Genomic DNA, 26,999 nt, shown 5'->3' with positions numbered 1-26,999 from the left:
GCAGGCGTCAGATGCTATCATGCAGAGCGGGACTGACGCTTGCGCTCGTGCGGGTCGAGGTACTTCTTGCGCAGACGAATTGCGTTCGGCGTCACTTCGACCAGTTCGTCATCGTTGATGTAGGAAATTGCTTCCTCCAGCGACAATGTGATCGGCGTGGTAAGGCGGACGGCCTCATCAGTGCCGGAGGCGCGCACGTTGGTAAGCTTTTTACCCTTGAGAGGGTTCACCTCAAGGTCGTTTTCACGGCTGTGCTCGCCAATGATCATGCCGGTATAAACGGGGGCTTGCGCACCAATCATCATTTTGCCGCGGTCTTCGAGGTTCCACAGCGCAAAGGCCACAGCCTCGCCATTTTCCATGGAAATCAGAACGCCAGATCGGCGACCCGGGATCGGACCTTTGTGTGGAGTCCAGCCGTGGAACACGCGGTTCAGAACCCCTGTGCCGCGGGTGTCAGTCAGGAACTCACCATGGTACCCGATCAGACCGCGCGAAGGGACATGCGCGATGATCCGCGTTTTCCCGGCGCCGGCGGGTTTCATTTCAGCCAGCTCGCCTTTGCGTGGTCCGGTCAGCTTTTCGATCACGGCGCCGGTGTACTCATCGTCCACGTCGATGGTTGCTTCTTCGACGGGCTCCATACGGACGCCGTTCTCTTCCTTCATGATCACTTGCGGGCGAGAGATCGACAGCTCGAACCCTTCGCGACGCATGTTTTCGATCAGGACCCCCATCTGCAATTCGCCACGGCCGGACACCTCGAAGGCATCGCCGCCGGGCGTGTCGGTGATGCGGATCGCAACGTTGGTTTCAGCTTCTTTGTACAGGCGGTTGCGGATGACACGGGACTGCACGTGCTTGCCGTCACGCCCTGCAAGCGGACTGTCGTTGATGCCAAAGCTCACCGTGATGGTCGGTGGATCGATAGGCTGTGCTTCGAGAGGCTCTTCCACAGCCAAGGCACAGATCGTATCGGCCACGGTGGTTTTGGTCATGCCTGCTATGGACACGATATCGCCTGCTTCGGCTTCTTCGATGTCTTGCAATTGAAGGCCGCGGAAAGCCTGGATCTTGGTCACGCGGAACTGTTCGATTTTTTGTCCGATGCGAGAGATCGACTGAACCGTCTGGCCGACCTTGCAGCGACCCGATTCCACGCGTCCTGTCAGCATGCGGCCCACAAAGGGGTCAGAGCCGAGCGTCACGGCCAACATGCTGAAATCCAGGTCGCGCTTCTTGACCTGCTTGGGCTCGCGGACGTGGTTGACGATCAGGTTGAACAACGCGTCAAGGTTTGACCGTGTGCCGTCCAGCTCTGCGTCGCACCAGCCGGAACGACCGGAGGCATAGAGATGCGGGAAGTCCAGCTGGTCTTCGTCCGCGTCGAGTGCGGAAAACAGGTCAAAGACCTCGTCCAACGCACGATCCGGCTCGGCGTCAGGTTTGTCCACCTTGTTCAGCACCACGATCGGACGCAGGCCAAGCGCCAGCGCCTTGGACGTCACGAATTTCGTCTGCGGCATCGGGCCTTCTGCGGCATCCACCAAAAGGACAACGCCGTCGACCATGCTCAGAATTCGCTCGACCTCGGCACCAAAGTCAGCGTGCCCGGGTGTGTCAACGATGTTGATCCGCGTGCCTTTCCATTCGACCGAGGTCGCCTTGGCAAGGATTGTGATCCCGCGTTCGCGTTCAAGGTCGTTGCTGTCCATTGCCCGTTCGGCGACAGCCTGATTGGCGCGAAACGCGCCCGATTGCTTCAGCAGTTCGTCGACGAGGGTCGTTTTCCCGTGGTCGACGTGCGCGATAATCGCGACATTGCGCAATTCCATGTGTGTTTCCTCTTGTCCGGATTGCCGCTCGCCTAGCGTCATAAGGGCCAAAAGGCTAGACCCAAACCGCTGCAAAGCCGCTTGTTGTGGATTTATCACGCTTGTTTGCAGTTGCACGAACACATGAAACCGGCACCTTTTGGCCTATGACGCAGGGTTCATGGGCACTCTTTGGCCGTTTAAGCAGGCTGTGCGGAAAGTTCGGAACCTAAATGCGGATTACGCCGTTGCAAACGGGCATGCAGGTACCAGATAGCACTGCAGAGACGCCGGATCAGTCCACTAAAGACACCTCAAAAATGGCCGGCGATGAACGAGGAAAAGGAAACCGAAATGAAAATCCGTAATTTTGTACTCACAAGCGCTGCCCTGACCGCAACCGCACTGGCCCCGATTGCCGCGACAGCTGGTAGTGCAGACGTTGCAGTCGTGGAAGCAGCACCTGCCGCACCGGTCGTGGTGGCGCCCGTTGCTCCGATGGGCAACTGGACCGGTGCATATGGTGGTCTGAGCTTGGGCGCTCAAATGAGCGAATCCGGCAGCTATGATGACACCCAAGCCGTTTACGGTGTGTTTGGCGGTTATGACTACCAAGTCGGTCGCGCCGTGTTTGGCGGCGAACTGGAGTTCTCAGGTTCGGACGAAGTTGACCTGAACGGTGTAGACGTTGAAAACGTCGCCCGCGCGAAAATTCGTGGCGGTTGGGACTTTGGCCAAACTCTCGTGTACGCCACAGCAGGTATGTCCAAGGTTGAAACCAACATCGGCGATGCAACAGCGCCCGTGGGTGGCTTTGGCATGGAATACAAAGTGACTGACCGTTTCGGTCTGGGCGCTGAGTATTTGGCCGAGAACTTCGAAGACATCGGCAGCACTAACGTGGATGTGGTTAACCAGACCATTAACTTGCGCGGCACCCTGCGCTTCTAATGTTTTCGGTGCGTAACGCATCTAAAACGCAACGATTTGTTGCCTAGACATGAACCCCGGAACCTGCGCGTTCCGGGGTTTTTTTCTTTCAATGTGTGGCAACCTTGGAGAAAATCTGGATCACAACGATGCCGCCAAGGATCATGGCCATTCCAAGGATCGCCGCCAGATCGAGCTTTTGCCCAAAAACCAGCCGACCGATGATGGCGATGAGCACGATCCCCAATCCGGACCACATAGCGTAGGCAATGCCAACAGGCATCGTCCGCAAAACCCAGGCCAACAGATAAAAGGCCGCGCCATAGGCGACGACCACCAAGATCGTAGGCAAGGGCCGCGTAAATTGCTGACTCGCCTGTAAAGCCGTGGTGCCGATTGTCTCGGCCACTACGGCGAGAACAAGGATGAGGTAGGGCATGAGAAGTCTCCGTTCTCTCTCTCGTCTGTCTGGAGCGGTCTGAAGGGTCAAGGTCCGGCGCACCAAATACCGCGTTGGCTGGGATCCGGGACACGGTTTGCTTAAACTGCACCGAGATTTACCGACTATCTTAACGCTAGGTCAGGGGTCTGCGCGTATCTTGTGGGGATCTGACACCCATACCGGAGCGACCCAAATATGCGCGCAGCACTGTTCTCGGCCACCCTTGGCACCTTTATGACCCTCGGCCTGCCGACCGTCACCACAGCGGCCGAGCCCGCTGATGCGTTGAACACCTATCTGGAGGCGAATGTACTGCCCTGGGCCGATGACCCGGTGATTGTCGAAGCGGTCTCTGCGCAAAATGCTGTGACCTCCGGCTACGATCAGGCCCAGATCGACGCCCTCGACCGAACATGGAGAGAAGAGGTGGGAACAGGCGCGTCGGCACTTGTGGACGGAGTTTTGATGGGGCCGGCTGCTGATTTTTTACGTGAGCACGTGTCGGCCTTGGGCGGCACCATGACAGAAGTCATTGTTATGGACTCGCAAGGCCTGAATGTCGCTGCCTCCAACGCGACGTCCGACTACTGGCAGGGGGATGAGGACAAATACCAAAAGACCTACGGCGTCGGCGTCGGCGCGGTTCATTTCTCTGAAATCGAATTCGACGAATCGACTCAGATTTATCAGGTGCAGATCTCCTTTACGCTCACCGACCCCGCAACGGGCGCGGCAATTGGTGCGATGACCGTAGGCCTCGACGCCGAATCCCTCATGTAAATGACGTCGGTCACCCGAAATGTGTTTTTGGGTGACCCCTATGAAGCGCCGCCCCTCCGGGCGAGGAGACCGTCCATGTCCGTTCAAGACACAGAAATTAAACGTAAGTTTGTGTGGCACTCTATTTTCGTAAGATGTGCGCTGCTCATGGCCGCGACGACCATTGTTGTCGCCGGTGTGCTTTCAGCGGGAGCCATGCAGCTTTTTGACAGGATGGCGGTTTCCGACGTCAACAGACAAGCGGAACGAGAGTTGGCTCGAGGTCTTGAAGCACTGCAAAAACCGTTGCGTTTTCAAGTGGCTGACAAGATCGAGGAAGTGTCGCTCCTCTTGTTGCAAGGCCTTGGCGCCAACGCGGAGTCTGTCATCGTCTTGAATGCCGATGGAAACCTCGTCTCAGCTCACACGACAGAAGGTTTGGACGCGGAACAGGATACTCTGATAGAACTTGGCCGTCTGGCCTTGGCTGGCACCAGCGCCGTGACAGAGCAGAAAAACAGACTGCGAGCGGCGCCCGTCATGGCGGGACCGGAAGGACCGGTGATCGGGGCGTTGGCGCTGGCCAGCAGCTACGAGGCGCAGCGGGCGCTCGTTTGGCAGGATGCTCGTTGGATATTTGTCCTCGCCGGTGTCTCGTTCGTAGTGATGATGGGCTTGACGCTTTGGTTGCTGAACCGGACACTTGGCGCACCGTTGCGACGTCTGACAAGGGCCGTAAAACGGATTATCGACGGCGATTATGACACTGAATCCAAGATGGTCGGACGCAAAGACGAGATTGGTGACATCGCTCGTAACACTTTGGCCCTGCTCAAAGTGCTGCGTGAAGGTCGCACGGCCGAACAGGCGCGGGCCGAAAGACTTGAGCAACAGCTTAAAGTGGTGGGCGAACTGGGGCAGGCGCTCGACAATTTGGCGAATGGTATTCTGCACATGCGTATCGCAGGACCATTCCCAAAGGAATACGAAGCCCTGCGCGCCAACTTTAACCGCGCTGTCGAACACCTTTGCGAAGTGGTGACGGACGTCAAAGGTGGCGCTGAAGGCATTCTTGCCAGCTCCGACCAAATTGCATCGGCTTCCGATGACCTTTCGCGCCGTACCGAGACACAGGCCGCAACCTTGGAACAATCCGCCGCTGCCATGGAAGAGATGCTCGCCGCCGTAAAATCTGCCGCCCGCAATGCTTCTGACGCAAACACTACCATGTCGCACACCCGGGAGACCGCCGAAAAGAATGGTCAGGTGATGAAATCTGCGATTATCGCTATGAACCAGATCGAAAAAAGCTCGGACAAGATTTCTGAAATCACCTCTGTGATAGACGATATAGCCTTCCAAACCAACCTCTTGGCTTTAAACGCTGGCGTTGAAGCCGCACGGGCGGGCGAGTCCGGGAAGGGTTTTGCCGTGGTTGCATCAGAAGTACGCGGATTGGCGCAGCGCAGTGCGGAGGCTGCCCAACAGATCAAGGACCTCATCCTCGGCTCCGGCGAACAGGTGAAGCAGGGGGTACATCTGGTGGAGGCCTCTGGATTGGCTCTTGAGGATGTATTGGCCAAAATCGCAGATGTTTCCGCAATGGTGGAGCAGATTGCCTCGAGCGCCGAGGATCAGGCGCAGGGCTTAAATGAGATTAACGAGGGGATCAGCAACCTTGACCGCGTGACGCAGCAGAATGCCGCCATGGTCGAGGAGTCCACCGCTGCTTCTCAAATGCTCCACGAAGAGGCTAATCGCTTGAGCAAGCGGGTCGCAGGTTTTGAAACAGGTTCACACGCAACAAATGGCCCCGCTCTAGAACAGCATGCAGCTTGATATCCAGGCTATGGGGGCGTTCCGCGCCTTTGAAAACGGTTCAAAAGAATCCGCAATCGGCATGGAAAAAAATAAAACACTCGACTTTTTCTGGGTGGTGCACGGCGGAAGATGTCGGCTACAGCAAGCGTCTAATGCTAGCACTGCTTAACCCGCGTAGTTTAAGCGTGGTCTATACTCCTGAAAAGCCGGGTGCATTCTGCAATTATGGAAATGTTGTAGGTGGTGAGGCAATGCTCAAAACAGTCTCTGGCCGTTTATTACGGGAAACAGACCGATCAAGGGATTTGCTGCGCCACCCCTTCAAGGAACTGCGCCAGTTTGTGACGATCCAAGGGTTTCGCCAAAAGTTCAACACCCGCGACCTTACAGTCTTGGCGAAGTTGCGGTGATTTGTCGGCAGATATGATGGCGCATGGAAGTGGCGCCAACTGGCTCTCATTTATTTCTTGGGCAAGCGCCAGACCAGTTGGCCCAGACCCAAGCTGATAGTCCAGCAGCAAGACATCGGGGCTCAATTGCAGATCATCCAGCAGCGCAATGGCCAAGTCCGCGTCTTCCGCCTCAATCACGTTCACACCCCAACTTTCAAGCATTATGCTCAACGCGCGACGCAAAGCTGCGTCATTTTCTACCAACAGCGCGATCAGTCCGGCGTGGCTTAGATGCACGGGCCTTGGCGCGCTGCGCCGAGGATCACGCGGCCCGGACTGAAATCCAGCGATGGGGACATTCACCATAAAGCAAGACCCGCGCCCCACCTCGGACCACAGGCCGAGCGGATGTCCCAACCGCGCACATGCGCGCTCCACGATAGCCAGTCCGAGGCCTAGCCCTTCATTGCGTGACGCCTTCGTGTCCAGCCGTCGGAACTCTTCAAAAATGGCGTTCTGGTCATCTTCGGCGATGCCGGGTCCAGTGTCCCAGACCTCGATCCGTGCGGAGCCGCCGTTGCGCCGCACGCCGACCAGTACTTTACCCGTCTCAGTGTATCGGATCGCGTTTGCGAGCAAATTTTGTACAACGCGACGCAGATAGGTGGCGTCAGAGTCCACGATCAGGTGGCTGTCAACGATACGCATCTCCACCCCCTTGCGCTCCGCCAGAACGCTCATTTCATCTCGCAAAGGCTGGAGGATCTCCGTCAACTTTACTGCGCGAATGTCGAAATGCAGTCCGTCGCCGTCGAGTTTTGAGATGTCCAAAAGCGCATCGATGATCTGGGCCGCAGAGGTCAGAGCCGACTCCGCCTTTTCCAGTACCCTGTGCTCCTCGGTACCCGGAAAACGATCCGCCAGGGACGAGACATACAGCTTCGCCGCAGATAGTGGTTGCAACAAATCATGCGAGGCTGCGGCCACAAAACGCGACTTCGACGCATTTGCCCGCTCCGCTGCCGAAAGAGCATCTTCCAACTCCAGTGTCCGCTCCATCACGCGCTGTTCGAGCACTTCGTTCATCTCGAACAAGCGCCGCGCGGCCTCGCGTTCCGCGGTCACATCCGTCACGGAAATTACAAATCCGCCGTCCGGCATCCCGCGTCCGAAGACCTGCAAAACTGTCCGTTCCCCTTGGACGACTTCAAATGAAATCGGTGCGCGATGATTGCCGGTCAGTGCCCACTGCAAAAAGCCCTCGCGGTCGATCCCTTGGGCAAAGCGTACATCTTGCGCGAGCCGATCAATTAGCCCTGAAAAAGAGGCCCCGATCTGCAATCGCCGCGCGTCCATCGCCAGCAGCGCGCCGAGCTTGCCGTTCCATCCGACAAGCTGCCCAAGTTCGTCAAAGATCCCAACGCCTTGGTTCAGGTGATCCAGCGTGGCGCGCACCATAACCGCCTGCTTGTCGCGCAGACGGTCACGTTCCGCGCGCTCAATGCGGATCAGATCTGTCACGTCAGTCTGCAAGATCACCGTGCCTTCGGTGCTGGTGCGATGCTCCGACACCTGCAACCAGCGCCCCAGACGCAGCTGCACGTTGAACATAACGTGCCGATCTTGGTGGCGGCGGATGCGCCGTGCTGCCCAATTGTCTGGCGTTTCCTCCGATGGCAGCAGTAAGAAGGGCGATCGGCTGACCTGTCGTACATATTCTGAAAACGGCAAGCCTGGTTTAAGAGTCTTCTGCATCTCATGGAAATCACGGCAAAATCTCGAATTGCACATGACCAGAGTGTCACCGGAATCGAACAGGGCGAACCCTTCGGACACGGCCTCGATGGCATCGGCCAGGTTCTGTCGCGCAGCCTCAGTTTGCGCGTTCGCCTCTGACAATTGCGCGTTTGAATCGTGCAACAGGTTCAGCGTCCGTTCCAGCTCCAACGTGCGCTCTCGAACCCGCTTCTCCAGCAGGGCCGCGCGCTCGAACTGGGCATAGGCCGCGCCGTTCTGCTCCGCGCCATATTCCACGCGGTTCATCAGCGACTGTGCAATCTGCAGCAACTTTTCGTTCTGCCGCTCAAGACTGTCGGCGGGGTTCACAAGCGACATGGGAGCCTCAGGGGTCTAGTCCAATGGTGCGCGGGGCGGATAGATCGCCACGCCTGTCAACGTCTGGTTCACATGCAGCCCACCGATTTGTTCCCCGTAGGTAGAGAAACCGACCACATTATGCCGTTGAAGAATATCGGAAATGTCGCGCGTCTTCTGCACCTGTCCAGCGTCCATGCGCCGCAAAAGACAGTCGAAGCCCAAGATCTGGTCAGGCGCGCCGTCTTCTGCCAGTTCATCCAACGCCTGGTCCAGATGCGCCACCATGTCCTGGTGTCGCGCCAGTGTCAGCACCATCCCTTCGTTGATGGCGGAAAAGAACACCAGTTCGCCCGTATCGCTCACTCTTTGAATGGCGCGTACATGGTGGGTGTCGCCGAGCTTTACTACAACGGGATGCGCGGCAAAGGTAAACGGATCCAGCTGGTTTGGATCTTTGCCCAGCAGGCGTGCATATTCAAAAGCGGCTGGTTCGGCATTGATTTCATGCACGATGCGGGTGTCCGGGCTGGCTGACGTTACGACCATTCGAATGTCTGTCGGCACCAAATGATCCAGGCTGAAGACCTGAACCGGACAATGCGACCTCACGATAGCCACCATAGCGGCGTTCTGCATCACATTGCCATTAAACGACAAAAGCGTTTCGCCGAATTCCGTCCCATCTCCTGCGGAGCCTCCGAACAAGGGGATCGGCCCCAAACCGCTCGCCAGAACGGCCGTCAAATGCTCTTCGCGCAGAGACAATCCATCCACCAGGGTAAAGGCAAATTCCGACACCATATCCGGCGCGCGGCGCGTCAGGTCCAAACGTTGATGGATCAGCCGGTCGATCAGCGCTTGCTCGTCGATCCTGTCGAGGTCTTTGATGGCGAAGGAGGTCACTTCAAAATAGGCGCGTGGAAAACCGACGGCGACGATCTGGCTATCCTCGTATCCTTGCGCGCCAAGCTCCCCTGCAGTGGTGCAGGCCAGCACATCCGCGCCGGCGAAACCCGCGTTGGCCGCCGATGTGAGCGCTTCAAAATCAGCTTCCGGCGATGCGAAAAGGCATACCAAGCCAAGATCTTCACCCAATGCTTGGGCCAGCCTGTCTACCGGGTTCGGCACGAAACACGACACCTGCCCTGTGCGCAACGCTTTCAAAGGTTGCATCTGCGGTGCGGTCAAAAAGCCGGGTGGGGTCCGCGTGGGCCCCTCAGCTGTGCTCTTCGTTCCATCCACGTACCAGTTTCTCCTCCCTGGATGGGCGGCCGCACCGGGGCGCGACACGCGATGTCGAGCCTTTGACGCATGATGGAAGGACGCCCGTGGGGCAGGGAGCGGGCCTCCTGTGCCGAGCGATATGTCTCGACCCCGATCCGTCACTTGACCAACAACACGTCAATGGCAAGCTTTGAAAAGCAGTATGGCGCTAAAGACCACTTGGCAAGTCTTTGCGGAATCCGCTTTCGGCCGCATTGGAAAATCGTGCCTCTTGTGAAACCAGCACAGCCTGCGTGCGGCTATGGACGCCCAGTTTGCGCATGATTGCGGTCACATGCGCCTTCACCGTTGTTTCAGCGATCGACAGGTCAAATGCGATTTGCTTGTTCAGCTTACCCTCACAGATCAGGTGCAGAATGCGCGCTTGTTGGTTGGTAAGGCTGGCCAGACGGGCAAGGGCGGTGTCAGAGTCGGTGCTGTGCCCACCCGCGGGGTCGATGAACCCGTCGGGAACAAAGGCACGGCCCGAGGTCACCGCCTCGAACGCACGCCGAAAGACAGAGCGTTGTGAGTGCTTCGGCACGAACCCGTTGGCCCCCGCTTTCAACGCGTGTGCGATCATGGTGTTGTCGGCCATAGACGACGCCACCAGGATAGGCGCGCGCGCGTTGGCATTGCGCAGCCGGACCAAGCCGTCGAGGCCGTTCACGTCTGGTAAGTTCAGATCCAGAACAATGAAACCAATAGCCTGATCTTGCGCCAGCACCTCCAGCGCCTGTTCCAAGGTTCCAGAGGTCCGGATTTCCTGAAAGTCAGCGATGGATTGCAGCGTCAACGTCAGCGCGTCGCAAAATAGCGGGTGATCATCGACCACCAGCGCCTTGATCGGTGGGGTGATTTCTGCCTGTGCTGCGGTGTTCATCTCAGCCGTGCCTCATGTCGCGTTGGACAGACGATAGACAGTCCTGCCGGTCAAATCTCTTACCCATTGGTCTTATGCCGTGATGCAACAAGATCGTTTCATATTTCTTTGAATTGCAATCATTGGGTTAACTATCTCCGTCAACCCAATGATTTTTCGTCCAAAAAAGTGCAAGCGTTACAGCCAGCTCTGCACCGTCCTCGACCCGGCGGAGATATCTTGTCCGATGCCGTCAACGGTGCCACAGGATGCAAGCGCCAAGGCCATCATCACGATCAGAATTTTCTTCATTGTCTGCCTCAATGTTCAGTTTTTTAGCCACGGGTTTGGTTGAGTGGGGCGACACAGCCCCACCGATTGTCATTACTCGGTCTCGTCCCACCACCAGACGTCAGGCTGAAATCCCAGCCAATCACCGTAGATTGGCAGATCCTCGGAATACTTTAGTTCCTTAGCGTGGGCGATACGGCTCTTGTCGTAGCGGTACATAATCGGGATCACATACCGGCCGGAGGCGAGCACGCGGTCCAGAGCACGGGCAGCAGCAACAAAGTCATCGCGGCTTTCAGCGTTTAACATCGTGTCGATCATTGCCTCTGCAGCCGGGGAGTTCATGCCCATGTAGTTCCGTGAACCCGGCGTTTCGACGCCGTCTGCGCCCCAGTAAAGCTTCTGCTCGTTGCCGGGGCTGAGCGAGGCACCGCGCTCATAATACGTCATATCGTAATCATAATTTGCGATCCGGTCCTCGTACTGGGCGGAATCGACTTCGATCACGGTAGCGGCGATGCCGAGGCGTTCCAGCGCGGTGACATAGATATCAGCGATTGCGGCGTTGTCGCTTTGCCCTTGGCGGATCAGGATTTCGAACTCGAAGGGCTGACCGGCGCCGTCGACCAAAGTGCCGGCATCGACGGTCCATCCTGCCGCTGTGAGCAGATCCATCGCCTTTGACAGGTTGGCACGGTTGCGCGGGGTGCCATCGCTTTCAGGCAAGCTGTAGCCTTCGAGTGCGCCGGGCAGAAGGTCATCGGCGAAAGGTTCCAGAAGTTCACGCACACGCCCTTCGGCCGGACCGTCCTGTTTTTCCAGAACGGAGTTGGAGAAGTACGACGTTACCCGCGGCTGACTTCCGCCTGTTTGCACGTCGTTAATGTACTCGAAGTTGAAGGCCAAAAGCATGGCTTCGCGGACGCGCCAATCTGCGAAGGTCTGACGGCGCGTGTTCATCACGAATCCGTAAAGCCCAGTTGGCCGATCGTGACCGATCTCGGACTTCACCACCTCGCCGTTTTGCACGCGGGGGAAATCATATTGGGTGCGCCATTTTTCGACATTCGTCTCGCGAATCGAATTCAAGAGCCCGCCTTTGAAGGCTTCGAAATGCGCGGTCGAATCAGCAAAGAATTCCATTCGAATCGTATCGAGGACGTTTGTTCCTTTGCGAAAAGGGATGTCTTTTCCCCAGTAATTCGGGTCACGACTCAGTTCGACGAATCGGCCAGGCTCATAGTCGGAAATGAGGTAAGGCGCAGAACTGATTGGAACCACGTCCAGTCCGGAATTTGCGAAATCGATCCCGTCCCACTGGGCTTTCTTCAGAATGGGCCGCATGCCGACGATCATCGCCAGCTCTCTGTTGTCCTCGCTGAAAGTGAACCGGACTGACCGTTCGCCGGTCTGCTCCATGCTTTCGATCTGGGGCCACAGACCACGATAACGTCCGTGGCCCTTGGTGCCGAGCGTCTCGTAGCTCCACATGACGTCCTCGACCGTTACGGGGGAGCCATCGGAGAACCTCGCCTCCGGGCGAATTGTGAACTCTGCCCACTCTCGATTCGGGCCGACCTCGATAGATTCGGCTAGCAAACCATAAAGCGTGAAGGGCTCATCGTAACTGCGGCCCATCAAACTTTCGTAAGCCAGAAAGCGCAGCTGCCACGGTGCGGTGCCTTTCAAAATGTGCGGATTCAAGCTGTCGAAACTGCCCACTTCACCCAGTACGATTTTGCCGCCAAAGGGGGCATCGGCATTTGCATAGGGAAGAGACACAAAATCCGGTGGCAGTTCCGGTTCACCATACATAGCTATGCCATGCTGCGGTTCAGCATTGGCGATTCCCGCAACGAGAATCGCCGCAATGCTGACGGACCAGCGTCGCGTCTTTGAGAAAATGTTCGCGTTCATATTAGAAACAATCCCGATCTGCCCTTGTTTTCTTGGCCGTAACGTACCGATGCTTTTACGCCTTATCAAACTTTTAGCTTGGACTCCTGCGGGAGATTGCTTATAAAGGTGTCACTGCTCGATAGGTTTCTTGCCTGTATGAAACCTGCCTCAATGACTAAACCCCGGCTTCGGCCGGGGTCTTTTTTTGTCCAATCGACAAGTGGAATGTCACGTCTTTGCCCGAACCGTCAAAGGTGGATCGGCAGAAGCTTGCAATACCCAAGACGCGCGGCGGTTTCCATGCACGAAACCGCGATCCGGCCTTTCTTTTGGCACGCGGGCGGCTATCCTTCGCTGCAAAGCAGCATAGGAGCGTAGCATGTCACTCAAGGGTAAAACGGCGATCATCACGGGGTCCAATTCCGGTATCGGTCTGGGCGTCGCACATGAGATGGCCAAGGCTGGCGCGGATATCGTCATCAACTCCTTTAGCGATACTGAGGACGATCACGCACTGGCAAAATCCATTGCCGACGAACACGGTGTGACCTGTCGGTACATACAGGCAGATATGTCGAAGCCCGATCAGTGCCGCGCATTGATCGAAAAAGCCGGGGCCTGCGATATACTTGTGAACAACGCTGGCATTCAGCACGTCGCGCCCATTGAGGAGTTCCCGCAGGAAAAATGGGATGCGATCATTGCAATTAACATGTCCTCGGCGTTTCACACCACAGCCGCAGCACTGCCCATGATGCGCAAGGCGGGCTGGGGCAGGGTGGTGAACATCGCCTCGGCCCACGGTCTGACGGCCTCGCCCTACAAGGTGGCCTATGTGGCGGCCAAGCACGGTATCGTCGGGATGACGAAGGTGACGGCGCTTGAAACCGCAAAGGAGCCGATCACCTGCAATGCGATTTGCCCCGGCTACGTGAAGACACCACTGGTTGAGGCGCAGATCCCCGATACGGCCAAGAAATATAACATGACGGAGGAGGAAGCGATCGAGAAGGTCATCCTTGAACGTCAGCCGTCGCGCGAATTTGCCACCACAGAGCAGATTGGCGGCACGGCGGTGTTCTTGTGCTCAGACGCGGCGGAACAGATCACCGGTACGACGATTTCTGTTGATGGCGGTTGGACCGCACTGTGATCCATTGATAAGACGGGCCGTGACGGGCAGCGGGGCACAGCCCCGTCACGGCTATTTGTTTAGTCCCTGATTTTCAAAGAACGACATACGAAGAGGACCATTGAATGGCGAAGCGGATCAACCTTGCTCTGCAAGGGGGCGGCGCGCATGGGGCCTATACTTGGGGTGTGCTCGACAGATTGCTGGAAGACGAGGAGATCGAGGTCGCCGCTATTTCGGGGGCCTCAGCGGGGGCGCTGAACGGCGCGGCGTTCAAGGCGGGCATGGTGCAGGGCGGGCGCGACGGTGCCCGAGCCGCCTTGAACCAAGTGTGGAACAAAGTCGGGTCGCTGGACATGTCAGCCGTGCCGGATTGGGCACAGGCGTTCCTGCCCGACCCTGGCTTCGTGTCCAAAGGCATCGAGTATTCCTGGGCCTATATGTGGTCCGACGCCGTGTCGCGGTCAGTGTCGCCCTATTCCTGGGGGGCGCTGTATCGCAACCCGCTCGAAGACATTGTGAATGCGTTGGATTTCAACAACGTGTGCGCCGACCAGGGGCCGGAGTTCTTTGTCTGCGCCACGCTGGTACGGACCGGCAAGATCCGGGTTTTCGAGGGCGATCGTATCAACACACGCGCGATCATGGCCTCTGCCTGCCTGCCGACGATGTTTCAGGCGGTCGAGGTGGAAGATCCTGAAACTGGCGTGGTCGAAGCGTTCTGGGACGGCGGCTACACGGGCAATCCGGCGCTTTTCCCGTTCTTCAAACCTTCGCTGCCCGACGACATAATGGTGGTGAACATCAACCCGCTTGTCCGGGAAAAGGTGCCTGTGACGCCGTCCGAAATTCAGAACCGGATAAATGAGATCAGCTTTAACGCGTCATTGCTCCGAGAGCTGCGGGCGATTGATTTCGTGCAGCGTCTCTTGCACGACGGCACGTTGATGCCAGGTCAGATGAAGGACGTGCGGGTGCATATGATTTCCGATGACGCGCTGATGAACGAGTTGTCCGTGGCAACAAAGGCCGTGGCCGTGCCGTCGCTTCTGACGCAGATGAAGGCCGCCGGTCGGCGCGCTGCTGGTGCCTTTCTGGCGGAGCACCGTGACGACATCGGGGTGCGGCAGACCACCGATCTGCGAGAAATGTTCGCCTGATCAGCCCGTGATGATGGCGCGAACGCTTTGGTTGATCAGTTCCGCCGGGGCCTCGGAGTCGAGGAAGGCGATGTCGTAGGCGTCACGGCCTACGGCGATCACCACAAGGTCGTCGGCATGGCACATACCTGTCCCGTCCACCAGATGCCATGCATCGTCAAGCCAGACCTCTGCCACGGCGTGGAAATCCGGCGGATTGACGAAAGGGCTGTAGACTGCAGCCATCCTGGCGGGGATGCCCGCCGCGCGGACCATCGAGCACAACAGATGTGCGTAGTCGCGGCAAACCCCCTCGCGCGAGGCGAATGTCTCCAGCACGTTGGTGTCAGCATCAGACGCGCCTGGGACATAAGACAGGTTCTGCTCGATCCAGTCGCGGATGGCTGCGACCCTTGCGCCACCATAGCAAAATCCGAAGCGCTTGTTCACGAAAGACAGGAACTTGTCGGACTGGCAATAGCGCGAAGGGCGCAGGTAGGGGGCGGCCTCTGCCGGGATGTTGTGGCGGGGCGCAGCGTTGAGGGTCGACAGATCAGACCGCGTGCGGGTGACGTTCATCGTGGACGTGTAGGTAAGCCACATGTCGCCTTGCGGCACCTGTGCCCAGATACGTTCGCCCACATCCGAGTCACCCTTGATCCGTTTCACGATCGCACCCGGCATGTCGATCCATTGCGACAGGATGGTTTGCCCATCCGTCTCTGCCGCCTCGATCGCGATAAAGACCGTGTTGGCGCGGGCGAAGCGGTAGTGCAGGGCGACGTCGATCTGGATTTGCATTTGATCTCCGGGAGAATCGGCTTGGCGAAGGATGTCCACCTAACCAGACAAAGCTTTGGCCGCAAATGAGTTGCATGGAAAAGAGTGACCTTGATGCCGAGGGTGCGCTTTTCAGAGGCGGGTCATCGTTGTCTTGCATCACGCTAGGCCTCAGGCTGGGGCGATATTCGGCTCGGCATCAGTCGCGAAGATCGGTTCAGGCGTCCGGGTCAGGGGTGGCAAGCGTCAGGATTATGGCATAGAGGCCGGAGCGGACTTGAGGAGGGCGGGCAGGTTCTGCGCGCATCTCAAACCAGAGCCCCACCAAAGTCAGGCCCAAAGCTGACCGAAATGACGGTAGACCTTTCGGCGATCGATCTCCTGTGGTGAGACGAAGCAGATGCCCGCCGTGTCAGACACGAGCAGGGGAATTGCGCCCCGACAGAGCACTTGCTGAATGGCGAGCGTGGGCGATCGCGCCACTTGCTTCAGGAGGCCTGTGCCCAGGCTTCAACCGCCTCTTTGGCATCCTGTCCGTTGGGGTAGACCAGACCGGCAGAGATTACGAGCTTGGCCGCATCCTCGATGCTCATGTCCAGTTCGATCACGTCCTCGTTCGGAAAGAACAGCAAAAAGCCCGAGGTCGGGTTGGGCGTTGTCGGCACAAAGACCGAAGTGAGACCGGACATGTTCGGCGCGCGTGCCTTGATCTCGCCCTTGGCTTGGGTGGAGATGAAGCCGATGGCCCAGATGCCCTTGCGCGGGTACTCGATCAGGCAAGCCGTCTCAAACGAGCGTTCGGACTGGGCAAAGATGGTTTCGGCCAGCTGTTTGATCCCGGAATAGATCGAGCGCACCACGGGCGTGCGTTCCACCAGCCTTTCACCGACGGTGATCATGGAACGGCCAATAATGCCCTTGGCGATCCACCCCACCAGCATGGTGAACAGCAGGAACACGACGACGCCAAGGCCGCGCACGTTGACCTCGATCCGTCCGGAGAGGTCGTTCGCCAGTAAATTGTAAAGCCACGGCCAATGCGCCGTTCCATTGTCGTCCAGCAGCCAACGATTGAGAAGCGATGCGGGTTGGTAAACCTCAGGCACGAAAGGCCAGACGAAGCTGTCGACCCATCCCACCACCGTCCAGATCAGCCAAACGGTCAATCCAACCGGGGCGATCACGACGATGCCGGTCAGGAAAGAGTTGCGAAGGTTTGTCAGAAGCGTGCCGCGTTTCTTCGGCTCGGGCTCGAAAGGGGCGTTCATGGTAAATCCGATACGGGCCAGCGAAGCATGGCAGGGCAAGCGATGCGACAAAAGTATGCGCTGGCGCGCGGCGCCACAATGGGGGCCGCGCGGATTTGATGAATTATCAGGCCAAGCTGCGCAGTTCGCGGGCAATCGCGGCTGCGAGACGGGCATTGTTCAGCACCAGCTCGATATTGGCATCGAGCGACCGGCCGTCGGTCAGCTCGAATATGCGCTGAAGCAGATAGGGGGTGACGTTCTTGCCCGAAATGCCGTGCTTGGAAGCATCCGCCGTCGCCTGCGCGATGATCGGCCCGATGACGCTGGACGGAATCTCGGCCTCTTTCGGGATCGGGTTCGCGATAAGCTGTCCGCCGGGAATCCCAAGCGTGCCGCGCAGATGATGGGCGCGGGCGATATCGATGGCGGTATCCATCCGCAGCGGGGCCTTGATACCGGAGGCGCGCGACCAGAAGGCGGGCATTTCGTCCTGACCGAAGGCGATGACCGGCACACCGAGGGTTTCCAGCACTTCCCAGGTCTTGGGCAGGTCGAGGATCGCCTTGGCCCCGGCAGCAACCACGGTCACAGGCGTCTGGGCGAGCTCTTGCAGATCCGCGGAAATGTCAAAGCTGTTCTCGGCACCTTGATGCACGCCGCCGATGCCGCCAGTGGCGAACACCTGCACCCCGGCGCGCGCGGCGCAGATCATTGTGGCGGAGACAGTTGTCGCGCCGGTGCCGCCAGTCGCGAGGCACGCGGCAAGATCGGCGCGCGACAGCTTGGCCACATGCCGCGACTGTGCCAGCGTTTCGAGCTGTTCTTCCGTCAGGCCGACGTGGATCTGCCCATTCAGGATGGCGATGGTGGCAGGGGTGGCGCCGTGGGCGCGGATCTCGGCTTCCACGCGGCGGGCGGTTTCGACGTTCTGCGGGTAGGGCATCCCGTGCGTGATGATGGTGGATTCCAGCGCCACAACAGGTTGCTGGGCGTCCACGGCCTTTTGCACTTCGGGGGATAGATTGATCATGTCGGCATGTCTCCGGAAACATAGGCGGCGGCGGCGGTCAGCGCGCGCTCCAGCGCGGCCTCTGCGGTGGCCCCGTCGCGTTCAGCGGCGATATGCGCCGCCATGAAAGTATCACCCGCACCGGTGATCCGGGTCACAAGGACCTTCGGCGGGCAGGCATGGATCAGACCGTTTGCACCGGCATCGGCACACGTCTCGCCGCCATTGGTGACCACAGCGCGCGCGGCCCCACGGTCCAACAACGCCTGAGCCGCGTCGGTCGCGGACGCAAAGCGGGCCTGACAGAGGAGCCCAGCTTCCTCTAGATTGACATACAGGGTGCCACGTCCCGCGCGCAGGAAAGGGGCAAGGCGCAGGGCCTTGCCGGGGCTTGCGGGCGCGATGCGCAGATCCGCGTCTGAAAAACCGGGATGTTCGGCAATTTCCGACAGGAGGCTTTCCGTCAGATTGCCGTCGAGCGCGATGGGACCCTCGAAAGGCGCATCGGCAGAGCCGAGTGTTCCGTCAGTCAGAGGATGCAGGATCTTGGAGCCTGCGGCCTCAAGCGAATGGGCATCAGCAATGGCCGCGATCAGGCCATTCGCCCCTTCCACGGCCATGTAACGATCTGTCGGCAAGTCATCGGAACGATAGATAAAATCGGTATTCAGGCCCAGTCCGCGGCAATCCGAGATCAGCTCATCTCCTTCGGAATCGCGTCCCACAGCGGAAAGCAAAGCAGGCTTCAGCCCAAAACGGGCCAGCGTCATGGCAATGTTCAGCGCCACGCCGCCCGGCAGGCGTGTGATGCGTCCAGGCACATCCGAGCCGCGCTGCATATGCAACGTGGCACGTCCGATCACGTCCCACAGGACGGAGCCGATGCAGAGAATGTCTGGCTTGTCAGTCATGTGCGCCCTATTGGCTGCGATTTTGACGAGGGGCAAGAGGCCTCGGTATCGGATGCCACAATCTGCGCCAACCAGTCGCGGAACAGCCGCAAGGCGGGCGGCATCGCGCGGTCCGTTGGCCAGACCAGATCATAGCGTCCCAGATGTACCGACGGCAGGGTGGTGGCCGGAACCAGGCGGCGTTCTGCCCGGTCTTGGGTACTGAGGAAATCCGGCAGCAGAGCCACGCCCAAACCGTGTGCAGCGGCCTGTGCGATCGTCGGGAACTGATCAAAACTGGTGCCCGGCAGGCGTGCGGGCCGCAACCCCTGGATTTCGAACCAGTGATTCCATGCGCGCGGGCGGCTTTGGATATGCAGCAGCGGCATGTTGGCCAGAGCGGCCGGCGTGATGGGCTCGGGCAGGAGCAAGGGGCTTGCAAGAGGTTGCACCGCTTCGTTCATCAGCGGAAGCGACTGCGTGCCCGACCACTGACGTGTACCAAAATGTATTGCAGCATCAAATGGTTCCGAGGCAAAGTTAAATGGTTTCAGCCGTGTGGTCATGTTGATTGTCACATCGGGATGGGCGCGGGCAAATTCCGGTAGGCGCGGCACCAGCCAATGCATCCCAAAACTGGGCAGTATTGCAAGCCGCAGCGATCCTGCGGCGGGATCGAGGCGCAAGGCCAGCGCCCCTTCGGTCAGACGGTCGAGCGCCTCGCGCGCCACCTGGGCAAAGGCTTCCGCCTGAGGTGTGAGCCGTAAGGACCTGCGATCCCTCAGGAAAAGAGTCGCGTCGAGCTGCTCCTCCAGGGTCTTGAGCTGGCGAGATACGGCGCTTTGCGTCAGGTTCATCTCTTCCGCGACCTCGGTTGCGGATCCCAGGCGGTCCAACGCCTCGAGCGCGCGCAGGGCGGTCAACGGGGGCAGGGGCCGATGCATGACATTTCCTCATGAATATCTGCGTAATTATCGTTTTTACATGCGGCAGACGCAAGATATAACCGCCGCAAAGATGGAGGATCACATGACAGACCGCCCGACCCTGAAACCTAAAGATGCCCCGGACCTGGGCACATTCACATGGGACGACCCGTTTCGGCTGAGCGACCAGTTGACCGAAGAAGAGCGCATGCTGGCAGAAGGCGCGCGCGCGTTTGCCGATGAAAAGCTCGCCCCGCGCGTAACCAAAGGTTTCCTCAACGAAGAGGTTGTGCCGGAAATTTTCACCGAGATGGGGGAAATGGGCCTGCTGGGCGTCACGGTCCCCGAGGAATACGGCGGCATCGGCGCGGGCTATGTGAGCTACGGGCTTGTGGCGCGCGAAATCGAGCGCGTCGACTCCGGCTATCGCAGCATGATGTCGGTGCAGTCGAGCCTCGTGATGTATCCGATCTATGCCTATGGCTCTGAGGAGCAGCGGCAAAAGTATCTGCCCGGTCTGTCCTCGGGCAAGCTGATCGGCTGTTTCGGTCTGACCGAACCCGACGCAGGGTCCGATCCCGGTGGCATGAAGACCCGCGCGGTCAAGACACCGAAAGGCTACAAACTGACCGGTTCGAAAATGTGGATTTCCAACAGTCCAATCGCCGATGTCTTTGTGATCTGGGCGAAATCCGACGCGCATGAAGGCAAGATCCGGGGCTTTGTGCTGGAAAAAGGTGCCAAGGGCCTGAGCGCGCCGAAGATCGAGAACAAGCTGTCGCTGCGGGCCTCTGTCACCGGCGAGATCGTGATGGACGGTGTCGAGGTGGGCGAGGACGCGTTGCTGCCACATGTGCAGGGCCTAAAGGGACCCTTTGGTTGTCTGAACCGCGCGCGCTACGGCATTGCCTGGGGCGTGATGGGCGCGGCTGAGTTCTGCTGGCAGGCGGCACGGCAATACGGTCTGGATCGCAAGCAGTTCGGGCGTCCCTTGGCCCAGACGCAGCTGTTCCAGAAAAAGCTCGCGGACATGCAGACCGAAATCGCGCTGGGGCTTCAGGGCTGTTTGCGGGTGGGCCATCTGATGGATGAAGCCAACGCCGCGCCTGAGATGATCTCGATCCTCAAGCGCAACAACTGCGGCAAAGCGTTGGATATCGCGCGGATGGCACGGGATATGCACGGCGGCAACGGCATTTCTGCGGAATTCCAGGTGATCCGGCACATGATGAACCTTGAGACGGTGAACACTTACGAGGGCACGCATGACGTTCATGCGCTGATCCTTGGGCGTGCGCAGACCGGTCTACAAGCCTTTGCCTGACCTTGGGTGACTTTGCGACGGGGCGCGATGCGCGGCCTGTCGCTTGACTCGGCTGTGAGGTGGGTCATCTTTTGCCCAAACACCGGGAAAGGGTGACATATGATCCGACTAGTGACCGCCATGTTGGCTTGCGTGTTCTGGCTGTCCGCCGCACAGGCACATGAGGTGCGCCCTGCCATTGGCGATCTGACGACAGAGGGACAGGATCTGTCGCTTGTGTTGCGCCTGTCTGCTGAGCCGATCGTTGCCGGTGTCGACCTGGAGGGCATACAGGACACCAACGCAACAGAGGGATCAAATGCCGTCGACGCGCTGCGCGAACTGTCCCCGGAGCTGTTGCAAGCGCGGATAGAGGCCGACATCGACGCCATTCTGGCCCCGATCAAGGTGACCGCCGATGGCCAGATCGTCGACCTGGCGCTGACGGAGGTCAATGTCGAGACGGTCGAGAACACCGAGCTGCCGCGCGAAAGTCAGTTGTTTCTGAACGGTACGCTGCCGGCGGGGGCCCAGGAATTGGTGGTCGATTGGCCTGCGCAATACGGCACATTGATCCTGCGACAAATGGGGGTCGAGGATGGTTTTACCGGCTATCTCAACGGTGGCCCGTCTGATCCGATCTCGTTAACCGGTGGCGACGAAACTACAGGTTGGTGGACGTTTGCCAATTATATTCCCGTGGGATTTGACCACATCTTGCCCAAGGGGCTCGATCACATCCTGTTCGTGCTCGGGCTGTTTTTCCTGTCTACGCGTCTGCGGACGCTGGTCTGGCAAATCTCGGCGTTCACGTTGGCGCATACCGTCACGCTGGCCTTGGGCGCCTTGGGATATGTGAATGTCCCTGGCAGCATTGTGGAGCCGATCATCGCGGCCTCCATCGTCTATGTCGCGGTCGAGAACATCGCTTCTGACAAGCTGCACAAATGGCGACCTGCGGTGATTTTTATCTTTGGCCTCCTGCACGGGTTGGGGTTTGCAAGCGTCCTGCAGGAATTCGGCCTGCCACAGGGACAGTTCATTCCTGCGCTCATCGGCTTTAACGTCGGGGTCGAGTTCGGCCAGCTGACGGTTGTGGCGATTGCCTTCCTGCTCGTGGTTTTGGCGCAGCGGGTGGACGAGATGAAGGCAGATCAGCGCACGGCACAGGTGGTTTACGGGTTACTGTCCATTGCCTTTGTTCTGGCAGGTTTCCTGCTGAACGGACCCGGATTTACCCAGACCATGGGGGCCAGCGCTCCGGTATTCCTTTGGCCGCTGGCCGGGCTGTCTCTGCTGTGTCTGGCGTCTGCGCATTTCGTGGACCACATCAACGCCTACCGCCGCATCGTCGCAGTCCCGGCATCCTGTGCAATCGCTTGCGTCGGCGCCTATTGGTTTGTGGAACGCGTTTTCCTGTAATCTGGTTCTCTTGACGCCGATTGTGCCGCCCGTGCTGTCATGTCGACGCGCGGGCGGCTTTCTTTTTCTTCTTCTTACTTTTCGGAGAGGACTTTGCAGAGACAGATTTACCGGCTTTGGCCATTTTACGCGCGGCGCTTTCCTTTGCGGTCTTTGCCTTCTTGCGAGCTTTCTTGTCTGCCTTGTCTTGCTTGTCCTTTTTGGCTTTCTTTGAGGACTTTGTGGCCTTGTCGGCTTTCTTCTTCTTTTTCTTGCCGCCTTTTGCGGGCTTTATCTTTACCTTTGCAGCTTTCAGCTCTTCCAGAATTTCAAGATCGATAGAGGGATCAGCGCTGGGGATCAGGGGGATTCCATCGTCCTCGGCATCCTCGACAGCGGCCGATGATGCTTGACCCAGCGCTTCCTTGGCTGCGGCAATCAACATCCGAGCACGGGCGAGTTGAACGCGGGGCAGGGCGCACAGGTCTTGCGGTTCAGCGCGTGCCAGAGCGTCTGGCGTAGACAGCCCAAGCGTTTTCATGTCACGTTCCATCGCAGGGCCGACGCCACGCACATCAAGCAATTTTACCATGTTTTAAGTCTCCTTGACGTGGCACTTAAGCAAACTGGCCCATATCTGTCCAGAATGTGCGGACGCTCGCGACGCGAGGGGCCGTAAGATCCATTTAGATCAGTCTGTGCTTGCGTTTCCGGAAAAAGCACTTTAATGGCCGCGTCACGAACCCGCAGGCGGGGGCGGGCCTTGGTGGGGAGACATCCCAACAGGTCCACCGGTTGACTTGGAACCCCAAGACAAATCCCCCGCCGAGGCATAAACCGGAAAGGATAGAAGCATGGCTCTTCCCGAGTTCACCATGCGTCAGCTGCTTGAAGCTGGCGTTCACTTTGGTCACCAGACCCAGCGTTGGAACCCCCGTATGGGCGAGTTCATCTACGGCGCGCGTAATGGCATCCACATCATGGACCTGACGCAAACTGTTCCGATGCTGGACCAGGCACTGCAGGCAATTCGTGATTGCGTCGCAAAAGGCGGCCGCGTTCTGTTCGTCGGCACCAAGCGTCAGGCTGCTCAGCCGATCGCCGATGCCGCAGAAAAATGCGCACAGTATTACATGAACCACCGCTGGCTCGGCGGCACGCTGACCAACTGGCAGACCGTGTCCCAGTCCATCAACCGTCTCAAGCAGATCGACGAGCAGATGGAAGTCGGCGCCGAAGGCCTCACCAAGAAAGAGCGCCTTCACATGGAACGCGACCAGACCAAGCTTCAAGCTTCGCTGGGCGGTATCCGTGACATGGGCGGCGTGCCGGACATGCTGTTCGTCATCGACGTCAAGAAAGAAGCGCTGGCCGTCGCAGAGGCCAACAAGCTGGGTATCCCGGTTGTGGCCATCGTCGACACCAACTGCTCCCCCGCAGGCATCGACTACATCATTCCGGGCAACGACGACGCGGCCCGTGCCATCGCTCTGTACACCGATCTGGTGTCCCGCGCTGCTCTGGACGGCATGACCGGCCAGATGGAAGCGGCAGGCGTTGACCTCGGCGCGCTCGAAGAAGCTCCGGCCGAAGAAGCCTTGGAAGGCGCAGCGCAGTAATCTGCATTGCCGCGCGCCTGACCATTCGGTTTGGCGCGCCTCCACAGGCGCTGTCGTGTAAGCGACATACAGCCGTGACAAAAGCGGGTGGCTGACCGGGCCACCCGGACCCGTTGACGAGAATAGGAGAGCCAAGACATGGCGATCACTGCTGCACAGGTGAAAGAACTGCGCGAGATGACCGGCGCTGGCATGATGGATGCCAAAAAAGCCCTGGTCGAGACCGATGGCGACATGGAAGCCGCCGTTGACTGGCTGCGCACCAAGGGCCTTGCGAAGGCTGCCAAGAAAGCGGGCCGTACCGCTGCCGAGGGCCTCGTGGCCGTCGAAGTGAACGGTGGCACTGGCGTGGCTGTCGAAGTCAACTCCGAGACCGATTTCGTTGCCAAGAACGGCGACTTCCAGGCGATGGTTGGCGGCATTGCCAAAGCGGCCCTGACCGTGAACGACGTCGAAGCGTTGAAAACCGCAGACGTCGACGGCAAGACCGTAAATGACCTGATCACCGACAAGATCGCCACCATCGGCGAGAACATGTCCCTGCGCCGCATGGCAAAGGTCGAAGGGGATGTGGTCGCATCCTACGTGCACAACGCAGCGACCGCTGGCATGGGCCAGATCGGCGTGCTGGTTGCGCTGAAGGGCGGCACCGAAGAGTTTGGCAAGCAGGTTGCCATGCACGTCGCAGCGGCCAACCCGCAGGCGCTGAACGAGGCGGACCTGGACCCCGCTGTTGTTGAAAAAGAAAAGCAGATCCAGATCGACATCGCGAAAGAGTCCGGCAAGCCGGACGCCGTGATCGAGAAAATGATCGTTGGCCGCATGAAGAAGTACATGGCCGAGATCACTCTGGTGAACCAGCAGTTTGCGCTCGACACCGACAAGACCGTCCAGCAGGCAGCAGAAGACAACGGCGCAGAGATCGTTGGCTTCGTCCGCATGCAGGTCGGCGAAGGCATCGAGAAAGAAAAAGAAGATTTTGCAGCAGAAGTGGCCAAAGCCGCTCAGGGCTGATCTTGCACAGATCTTTGGAAATTCAAGGCGTCGCTGTTTCAGCGGCGCCTTTTTTACATTCAAGGACGTATGTTGTCTGACGTTCGTGGCATTTCCGCGCCACGGTCACAGGCCGTCGAACGACATGATGCGGCCCTAAAAGACCGCAACGCTTATCGCGGCCATACGCGCTTCGGCAGGTTGGCAACGCAAAGCGGACCCCCCGGCGAAGACGTTGGGGATAATGCCGGGAGGTCCTGTCGCGGTGCTGGCTGCGAGGCAGAAATTTCCCCGCCGCGCCAGCCTGGAAAGCCACAACGCCCTGAAATAAACGACGCACAGCCATTCCAAGTCCCATGGCCAAAGCCACCACTCACGGAACAGTGACAATCTCGCAATTAACCTGCCGTTAGGGAAGTCGGGATTTCCTGACCGTGCGGTAAAATGCGATTTAGGGTTAAAAATAGGGGACGGATTTCAAAATATGAACCGCAAGGCTCGGAAAACCAATACAATAGGCGATTTCTGGTCCGCACGCTTGATATGACTTTACAAATTCAAAACCGTATAACGGGAATCTAAATAATTTGATCCTCGATAAAGTTGAGTTGGGTCAAGCTTCGAGAATGTACATCTGGTTGTGGAATGCTGCTTTCGCCACGGCTTGTGCGGTGGTTTCAACGTTCAGCGTTTCGCGCGCGAGGCGTAAGTGCTTTTCGATTGTGGCCTGAGTCAGTCCCATGATCTGCGCAATGTCCTGCATGGTCTTACCATCACCAACCCATTCGAGCGCCTCGCGTTGTCGGGGGGTCAGGTTCTGATTTTGCAGCGGAACGGGCAGGGTGAGGATCTTGAGATGTACGATATTGTTTAACAAGATGATGTCAGACCCATGTTCCGCCCAAATGGCATCTGCATCGTCTTGCGACATCTCTGGCAAAGTCGTCATGGAAATCGCACCTTTTGCACGGCTCGACACGGATTTGAAGCTGATGGTGTAGCCCGCGTGCACCTTGTGATGCAGGTTGAACGCCATGACTTTCTGGGCTTTTTCGTCGAGAGCGCCAGCAGATAGCTGATCCGCGAGAACCTGCCACGAGCAATGACCTTCATTCTGAAGCGCCCAACGCACCATGGGAGCGTGACGGTACAGCCCATCCTCGACGAAGCCTTTGCGGTAGGCTTGCGTATGATTGGTCAGAACGACGAAGTCATTGGGATCGCCCAGTGAATTGGGCGTCATGAACCGCGTGAACCCGTAAAGAAGCCGGTCAAACCCGTAGGCCTCCATCAACTCGCAATGCCGCTGCCAGAGGGCTTCGACACGGTCGATGTTGGTCAGTTCGATGAGGATGTCGCGCTGATCGGGTGTCACGCGGCGTCCTCCAGGTGGCCCAGCAGGGCATCGATTGCGAGAGTATAGCCGCGTACGCCAAAGCCGGCCATCACTCCGATCGCGACTGCGCTGAGATAGGAGTGACGCCGAAAGGCTTCGCGGGCGTGGACGTTTGAGATGTGCAGCTCGACCATTTTGGCTTCGGTGCCTTTGACCGCATCCGCCAAAGCGACCGAGGTGTGGGTGTAAGCTCCGGCATTCAGAATGATGCCATCATAGGTGCCACGTGCCTCGTGGATCCAAGTCACCAGTTCACCTTCATAATTGGACTGAAGGCAATCGACTGTGACGCCGTGGGCTTTGCCATGATCGCGGCACATCTGCTCGACATCATCTAGCGTGTCGTGGCCGTAGACGTCCGGCTGCCGGGTTCCCAGCAGATTGAGGTTTGGACCGTTAAGTACGAGGATCGATGTCATGGCGCGCTCCTAATCTGTCGCAAGGAGATACCGAGTGGAGGCCCTTGTTGTCCAGTGATGGCTTACCGTTTGGTCAACTTTGCCGAGAGCCGTGACAGAGTGGTGCGTGGAGATCAGCTTGTTTTATTACGATGATCGGTTGTATAAGAGTATATATTTTACATAATACTGA

Annotated in this window: 24 protein-coding genes; 9 read left to right on the top strand and 15 right to left on the bottom strand. The window is 58.4% G+C overall.

Going from position 1 to position 26,999, the window contains the following annotated elements; translation table 11 throughout:
• Nucleotides 1-17 precede the first annotated feature (17 nt).
• Entirely contained in the window at nt 18-1,835 is a 1,818-nt protein-coding gene (typA, locus tag GGQ68_RS08080; RefSeq protein ID WP_183964789.1) for a translational GTPase TypA, read from the bottom strand.
• 309 nt (nt 1,836-2,144) lie between these two features.
• On the opposite strand from typA, the gene GGQ68_RS08075 reads away from it, so the two are divergent.
• Nucleotides 2,145-2,765, top strand: a complete 621-nt coding sequence (locus tag GGQ68_RS08075) for an outer membrane protein (RefSeq protein WP_183964787.1) — start codon at nt 2,145-2,147, stop codon at nt 2,763-2,765.
• A gap of 88 nt (nt 2,766-2,853) precedes the next feature.
• Here GGQ68_RS08075 and GGQ68_RS08070 read toward each other — a convergent pair whose 3' ends face one another.
• Nucleotides 2,854-3,183, bottom strand: a complete 330-nt coding sequence (locus tag GGQ68_RS08070) for a DMT family transporter (RefSeq protein WP_183964785.1) — start codon at nt 3,181-3,183, stop codon at nt 2,854-2,856.
• Nucleotides 3,184-3,381: 198 nt separating this feature from the next.
• On the opposite strand from GGQ68_RS08070, the gene GGQ68_RS08065 reads away from it, so the two are divergent.
• Nucleotides 3,382-3,966 (top strand): hypothetical protein, encoded by a 585-nt coding sequence (locus GGQ68_RS08065; RefSeq protein WP_183964784.1) that lies wholly within the window; start codon nt 3,382-3,384, stop codon nt 3,964-3,966.
• Nucleotides 3,967-4,041: 75 nt separating this feature from the next.
• Nucleotides 4,042-5,784, top strand: coding sequence for a methyl-accepting chemotaxis protein (locus GGQ68_RS08060; protein WP_183964782.1), 1,743 nt, complete (start codon nt 4,042-4,044; stop codon nt 5,782-5,784).
• Nucleotides 5,785-6,062: 278 nt separating this feature from the next.
• Here GGQ68_RS08060 and GGQ68_RS08055 read toward each other — a convergent pair whose 3' ends face one another.
• From GGQ68_RS08055 to GGQ68_RS08035, 5 genes are all read right to left on the bottom strand, one after another.
• Entirely contained in the window at nt 6,063-8,273 is a 2,211-nt protein-coding gene (locus tag GGQ68_RS08055) for a hybrid sensor histidine kinase/response regulator (protein ID WP_183964780.1), read from the bottom strand.
• Between the two features lie 15 nt (nt 8,274-8,288).
• Complete coding sequence (locus GGQ68_RS08050; RefSeq protein ID WP_183964977.1) at nt 8,289-9,428, bottom strand: FIST N-terminal domain-containing protein; 1,140 nt, start codon at nt 9,426-9,428, stop codon at nt 8,289-8,291.
• A 259-nt stretch (nt 9,429-9,687) separates the two neighbouring features.
• Nucleotides 9,688-10,401: a response regulator gene (locus tag GGQ68_RS08045; protein WP_183964775.1), complete on the bottom strand. Its 714-nt coding sequence runs from the start codon at nt 10,399-10,401 to the stop codon at nt 9,688-9,690.
• 177 nt (nt 10,402-10,578) lie between these two features.
• Nucleotides 10,579-10,692: an entericidin EcnA/B family protein gene (locus tag GGQ68_RS08040; RefSeq protein ID WP_183964773.1), complete on the bottom strand. Its 114-nt coding sequence runs from the start codon at nt 10,690-10,692 to the stop codon at nt 10,579-10,581.
• 72 nt (nt 10,693-10,764) lie between these two features.
• The gene (locus GGQ68_RS08035) at nt 10,765-12,588 is read right to left on the bottom strand and encodes an extracellular solute-binding protein (protein ID WP_183964975.1); all 1,824 of its coding nucleotides are present in this window, start codon (nt 12,586-12,588) and stop codon (nt 10,765-10,767) included.
• Nucleotides 12,589-12,949: 361 nt separating this feature from the next.
• Between GGQ68_RS08035 and GGQ68_RS08030 the strand changes: the two genes are divergently transcribed.
• Complete coding sequence (locus tag GGQ68_RS08030) at nt 12,950-13,723, top strand: 3-hydroxybutyrate dehydrogenase (protein ID WP_183964771.1); 774 nt, start codon at nt 12,950-12,952, stop codon at nt 13,721-13,723.
• Between the two features lie 104 nt (nt 13,724-13,827).
• Complete coding sequence (locus GGQ68_RS08025) at nt 13,828-14,862, top strand: patatin-like phospholipase family protein (protein ID WP_183964769.1); 1,035 nt, start codon at nt 13,828-13,830, stop codon at nt 14,860-14,862.
• Here GGQ68_RS08025 and GGQ68_RS08020 read toward each other — a convergent pair whose 3' ends face one another.
• From GGQ68_RS08020 to GGQ68_RS08000, 5 genes are all read right to left on the bottom strand, one after another.
• Nucleotides 14,863-15,642, bottom strand: coding sequence for a transglutaminase-like domain-containing protein (locus GGQ68_RS08020; protein ID WP_183964767.1), 780 nt, complete (start codon nt 15,640-15,642; stop codon nt 14,863-14,865).
• Between the two features lie 467 nt (nt 15,643-16,109).
• Nucleotides 16,110-16,889 carry a DUF502 domain-containing protein gene (locus tag GGQ68_RS08015; protein ID WP_183964765.1) on the bottom strand — a complete coding sequence of 260 codons (780 nt, stop codon included), beginning with the start codon at nt 16,887-16,889 and terminating at the stop codon, nt 16,110-16,112.
• A gap of 106 nt (nt 16,890-16,995) precedes the next feature.
• Nucleotides 16,996-17,901 carry a pseudouridine-5'-phosphate glycosidase gene (locus GGQ68_RS08010; protein ID WP_183964762.1) on the bottom strand — a complete coding sequence of 302 codons (906 nt, stop codon included), beginning with the start codon at nt 17,899-17,901 and terminating at the stop codon, nt 16,996-16,998.
• Nucleotides 17,898-18,791, bottom strand: a complete 894-nt coding sequence (locus tag GGQ68_RS08005) for a PfkB family carbohydrate kinase (protein WP_183964760.1) — start codon at nt 18,789-18,791, stop codon at nt 17,898-17,900. Before GGQ68_RS08005 ends, GGQ68_RS08010 begins: the two co-directional genes overlap by 4 nt.
• Entirely contained in the window at nt 18,788-19,714 is a 927-nt protein-coding gene (locus tag GGQ68_RS08000) for a LysR substrate-binding domain-containing protein (RefSeq protein ID WP_183964758.1), read from the bottom strand. The genes GGQ68_RS08005 and GGQ68_RS08000 overlap by 4 nt, the downstream gene beginning before the upstream one ends.
• An 85-nt stretch (nt 19,715-19,799) precedes the next feature.
• On the opposite strand from GGQ68_RS08000, the gene GGQ68_RS07995 reads away from it, so the two are divergent.
• Both GGQ68_RS07995 and GGQ68_RS07990 read left to right on the top strand, forming a co-directional pair.
• Nucleotides 19,800-21,020 carry an acyl-CoA dehydrogenase gene (locus GGQ68_RS07995; RefSeq protein WP_183964757.1) on the top strand — a complete coding sequence of 407 codons (1,221 nt, stop codon included), beginning with the start codon at nt 19,800-19,802 and terminating at the stop codon, nt 21,018-21,020.
• Between the two features lie 99 nt (nt 21,021-21,119).
• Nucleotides 21,120-22,421, top strand: a complete 1,302-nt coding sequence (locus GGQ68_RS07990; protein ID WP_183964755.1) for a HupE/UreJ family protein — start codon at nt 21,120-21,122, stop codon at nt 22,419-22,421.
• 37 nt (nt 22,422-22,458) lie between these two features.
• Here GGQ68_RS07990 and GGQ68_RS07985 read toward each other — a convergent pair whose 3' ends face one another.
• Nucleotides 22,459-22,992 (bottom strand): helix-hairpin-helix domain-containing protein, encoded by a 534-nt coding sequence (locus GGQ68_RS07985; RefSeq protein WP_183964753.1) that lies wholly within the window; start codon nt 22,990-22,992, stop codon nt 22,459-22,461.
• A 262-nt stretch (nt 22,993-23,254) separates the two neighbouring features.
• Between GGQ68_RS07985 and rpsB the strand changes: the two genes are divergently transcribed.
• Nucleotides 23,255-24,019: a 30S ribosomal protein S2 gene (gene rpsB / locus GGQ68_RS07980; protein ID WP_183964751.1), complete on the top strand. Its 765-nt coding sequence runs from the start codon at nt 23,255-23,257 to the stop codon at nt 24,017-24,019.
• A 138-nt stretch (nt 24,020-24,157) separates the two neighbouring features.
• Nucleotides 24,158-25,033, top strand: coding sequence for a translation elongation factor Ts (tsf, locus tag GGQ68_RS07975; protein WP_183964749.1), 876 nt, complete (start codon nt 24,158-24,160; stop codon nt 25,031-25,033).
• Between the two features lie 592 nt (nt 25,034-25,625).
• On the opposite strand, the gene GGQ68_RS07970 is transcribed toward tsf, so the two are convergent.
• Nucleotides 25,626-26,387 (bottom strand): autoinducer binding domain-containing protein, encoded by a 762-nt coding sequence (locus GGQ68_RS07970; RefSeq protein ID WP_183964748.1) that lies wholly within the window; start codon nt 26,385-26,387, stop codon nt 25,626-25,628.
• Nucleotides 26,384-26,827 carry a type II 3-dehydroquinate dehydratase gene (gene aroQ / locus GGQ68_RS07965; RefSeq protein ID WP_183964746.1) on the bottom strand — a complete coding sequence of 148 codons (444 nt, stop codon included), beginning with the start codon at nt 26,825-26,827 and terminating at the stop codon, nt 26,384-26,386. Before aroQ ends, GGQ68_RS07970 begins: the two co-directional genes overlap by 4 nt.
• Nucleotides 26,828-26,999: the final 172 nt, after the last annotated feature.

The sequence above is a fragment of the Sagittula marina genome (genome assembly GCF_014196795.1).
GTDB classification, from domain to species: Bacteria; Pseudomonadota; Alphaproteobacteria; order Rhodobacterales; family Rhodobacteraceae; genus Sagittula; species Sagittula marina.
Note: the sequence above shows the minus strand (reverse complement) of the source record. Positions and strands in the feature narration are given on the sequence as shown.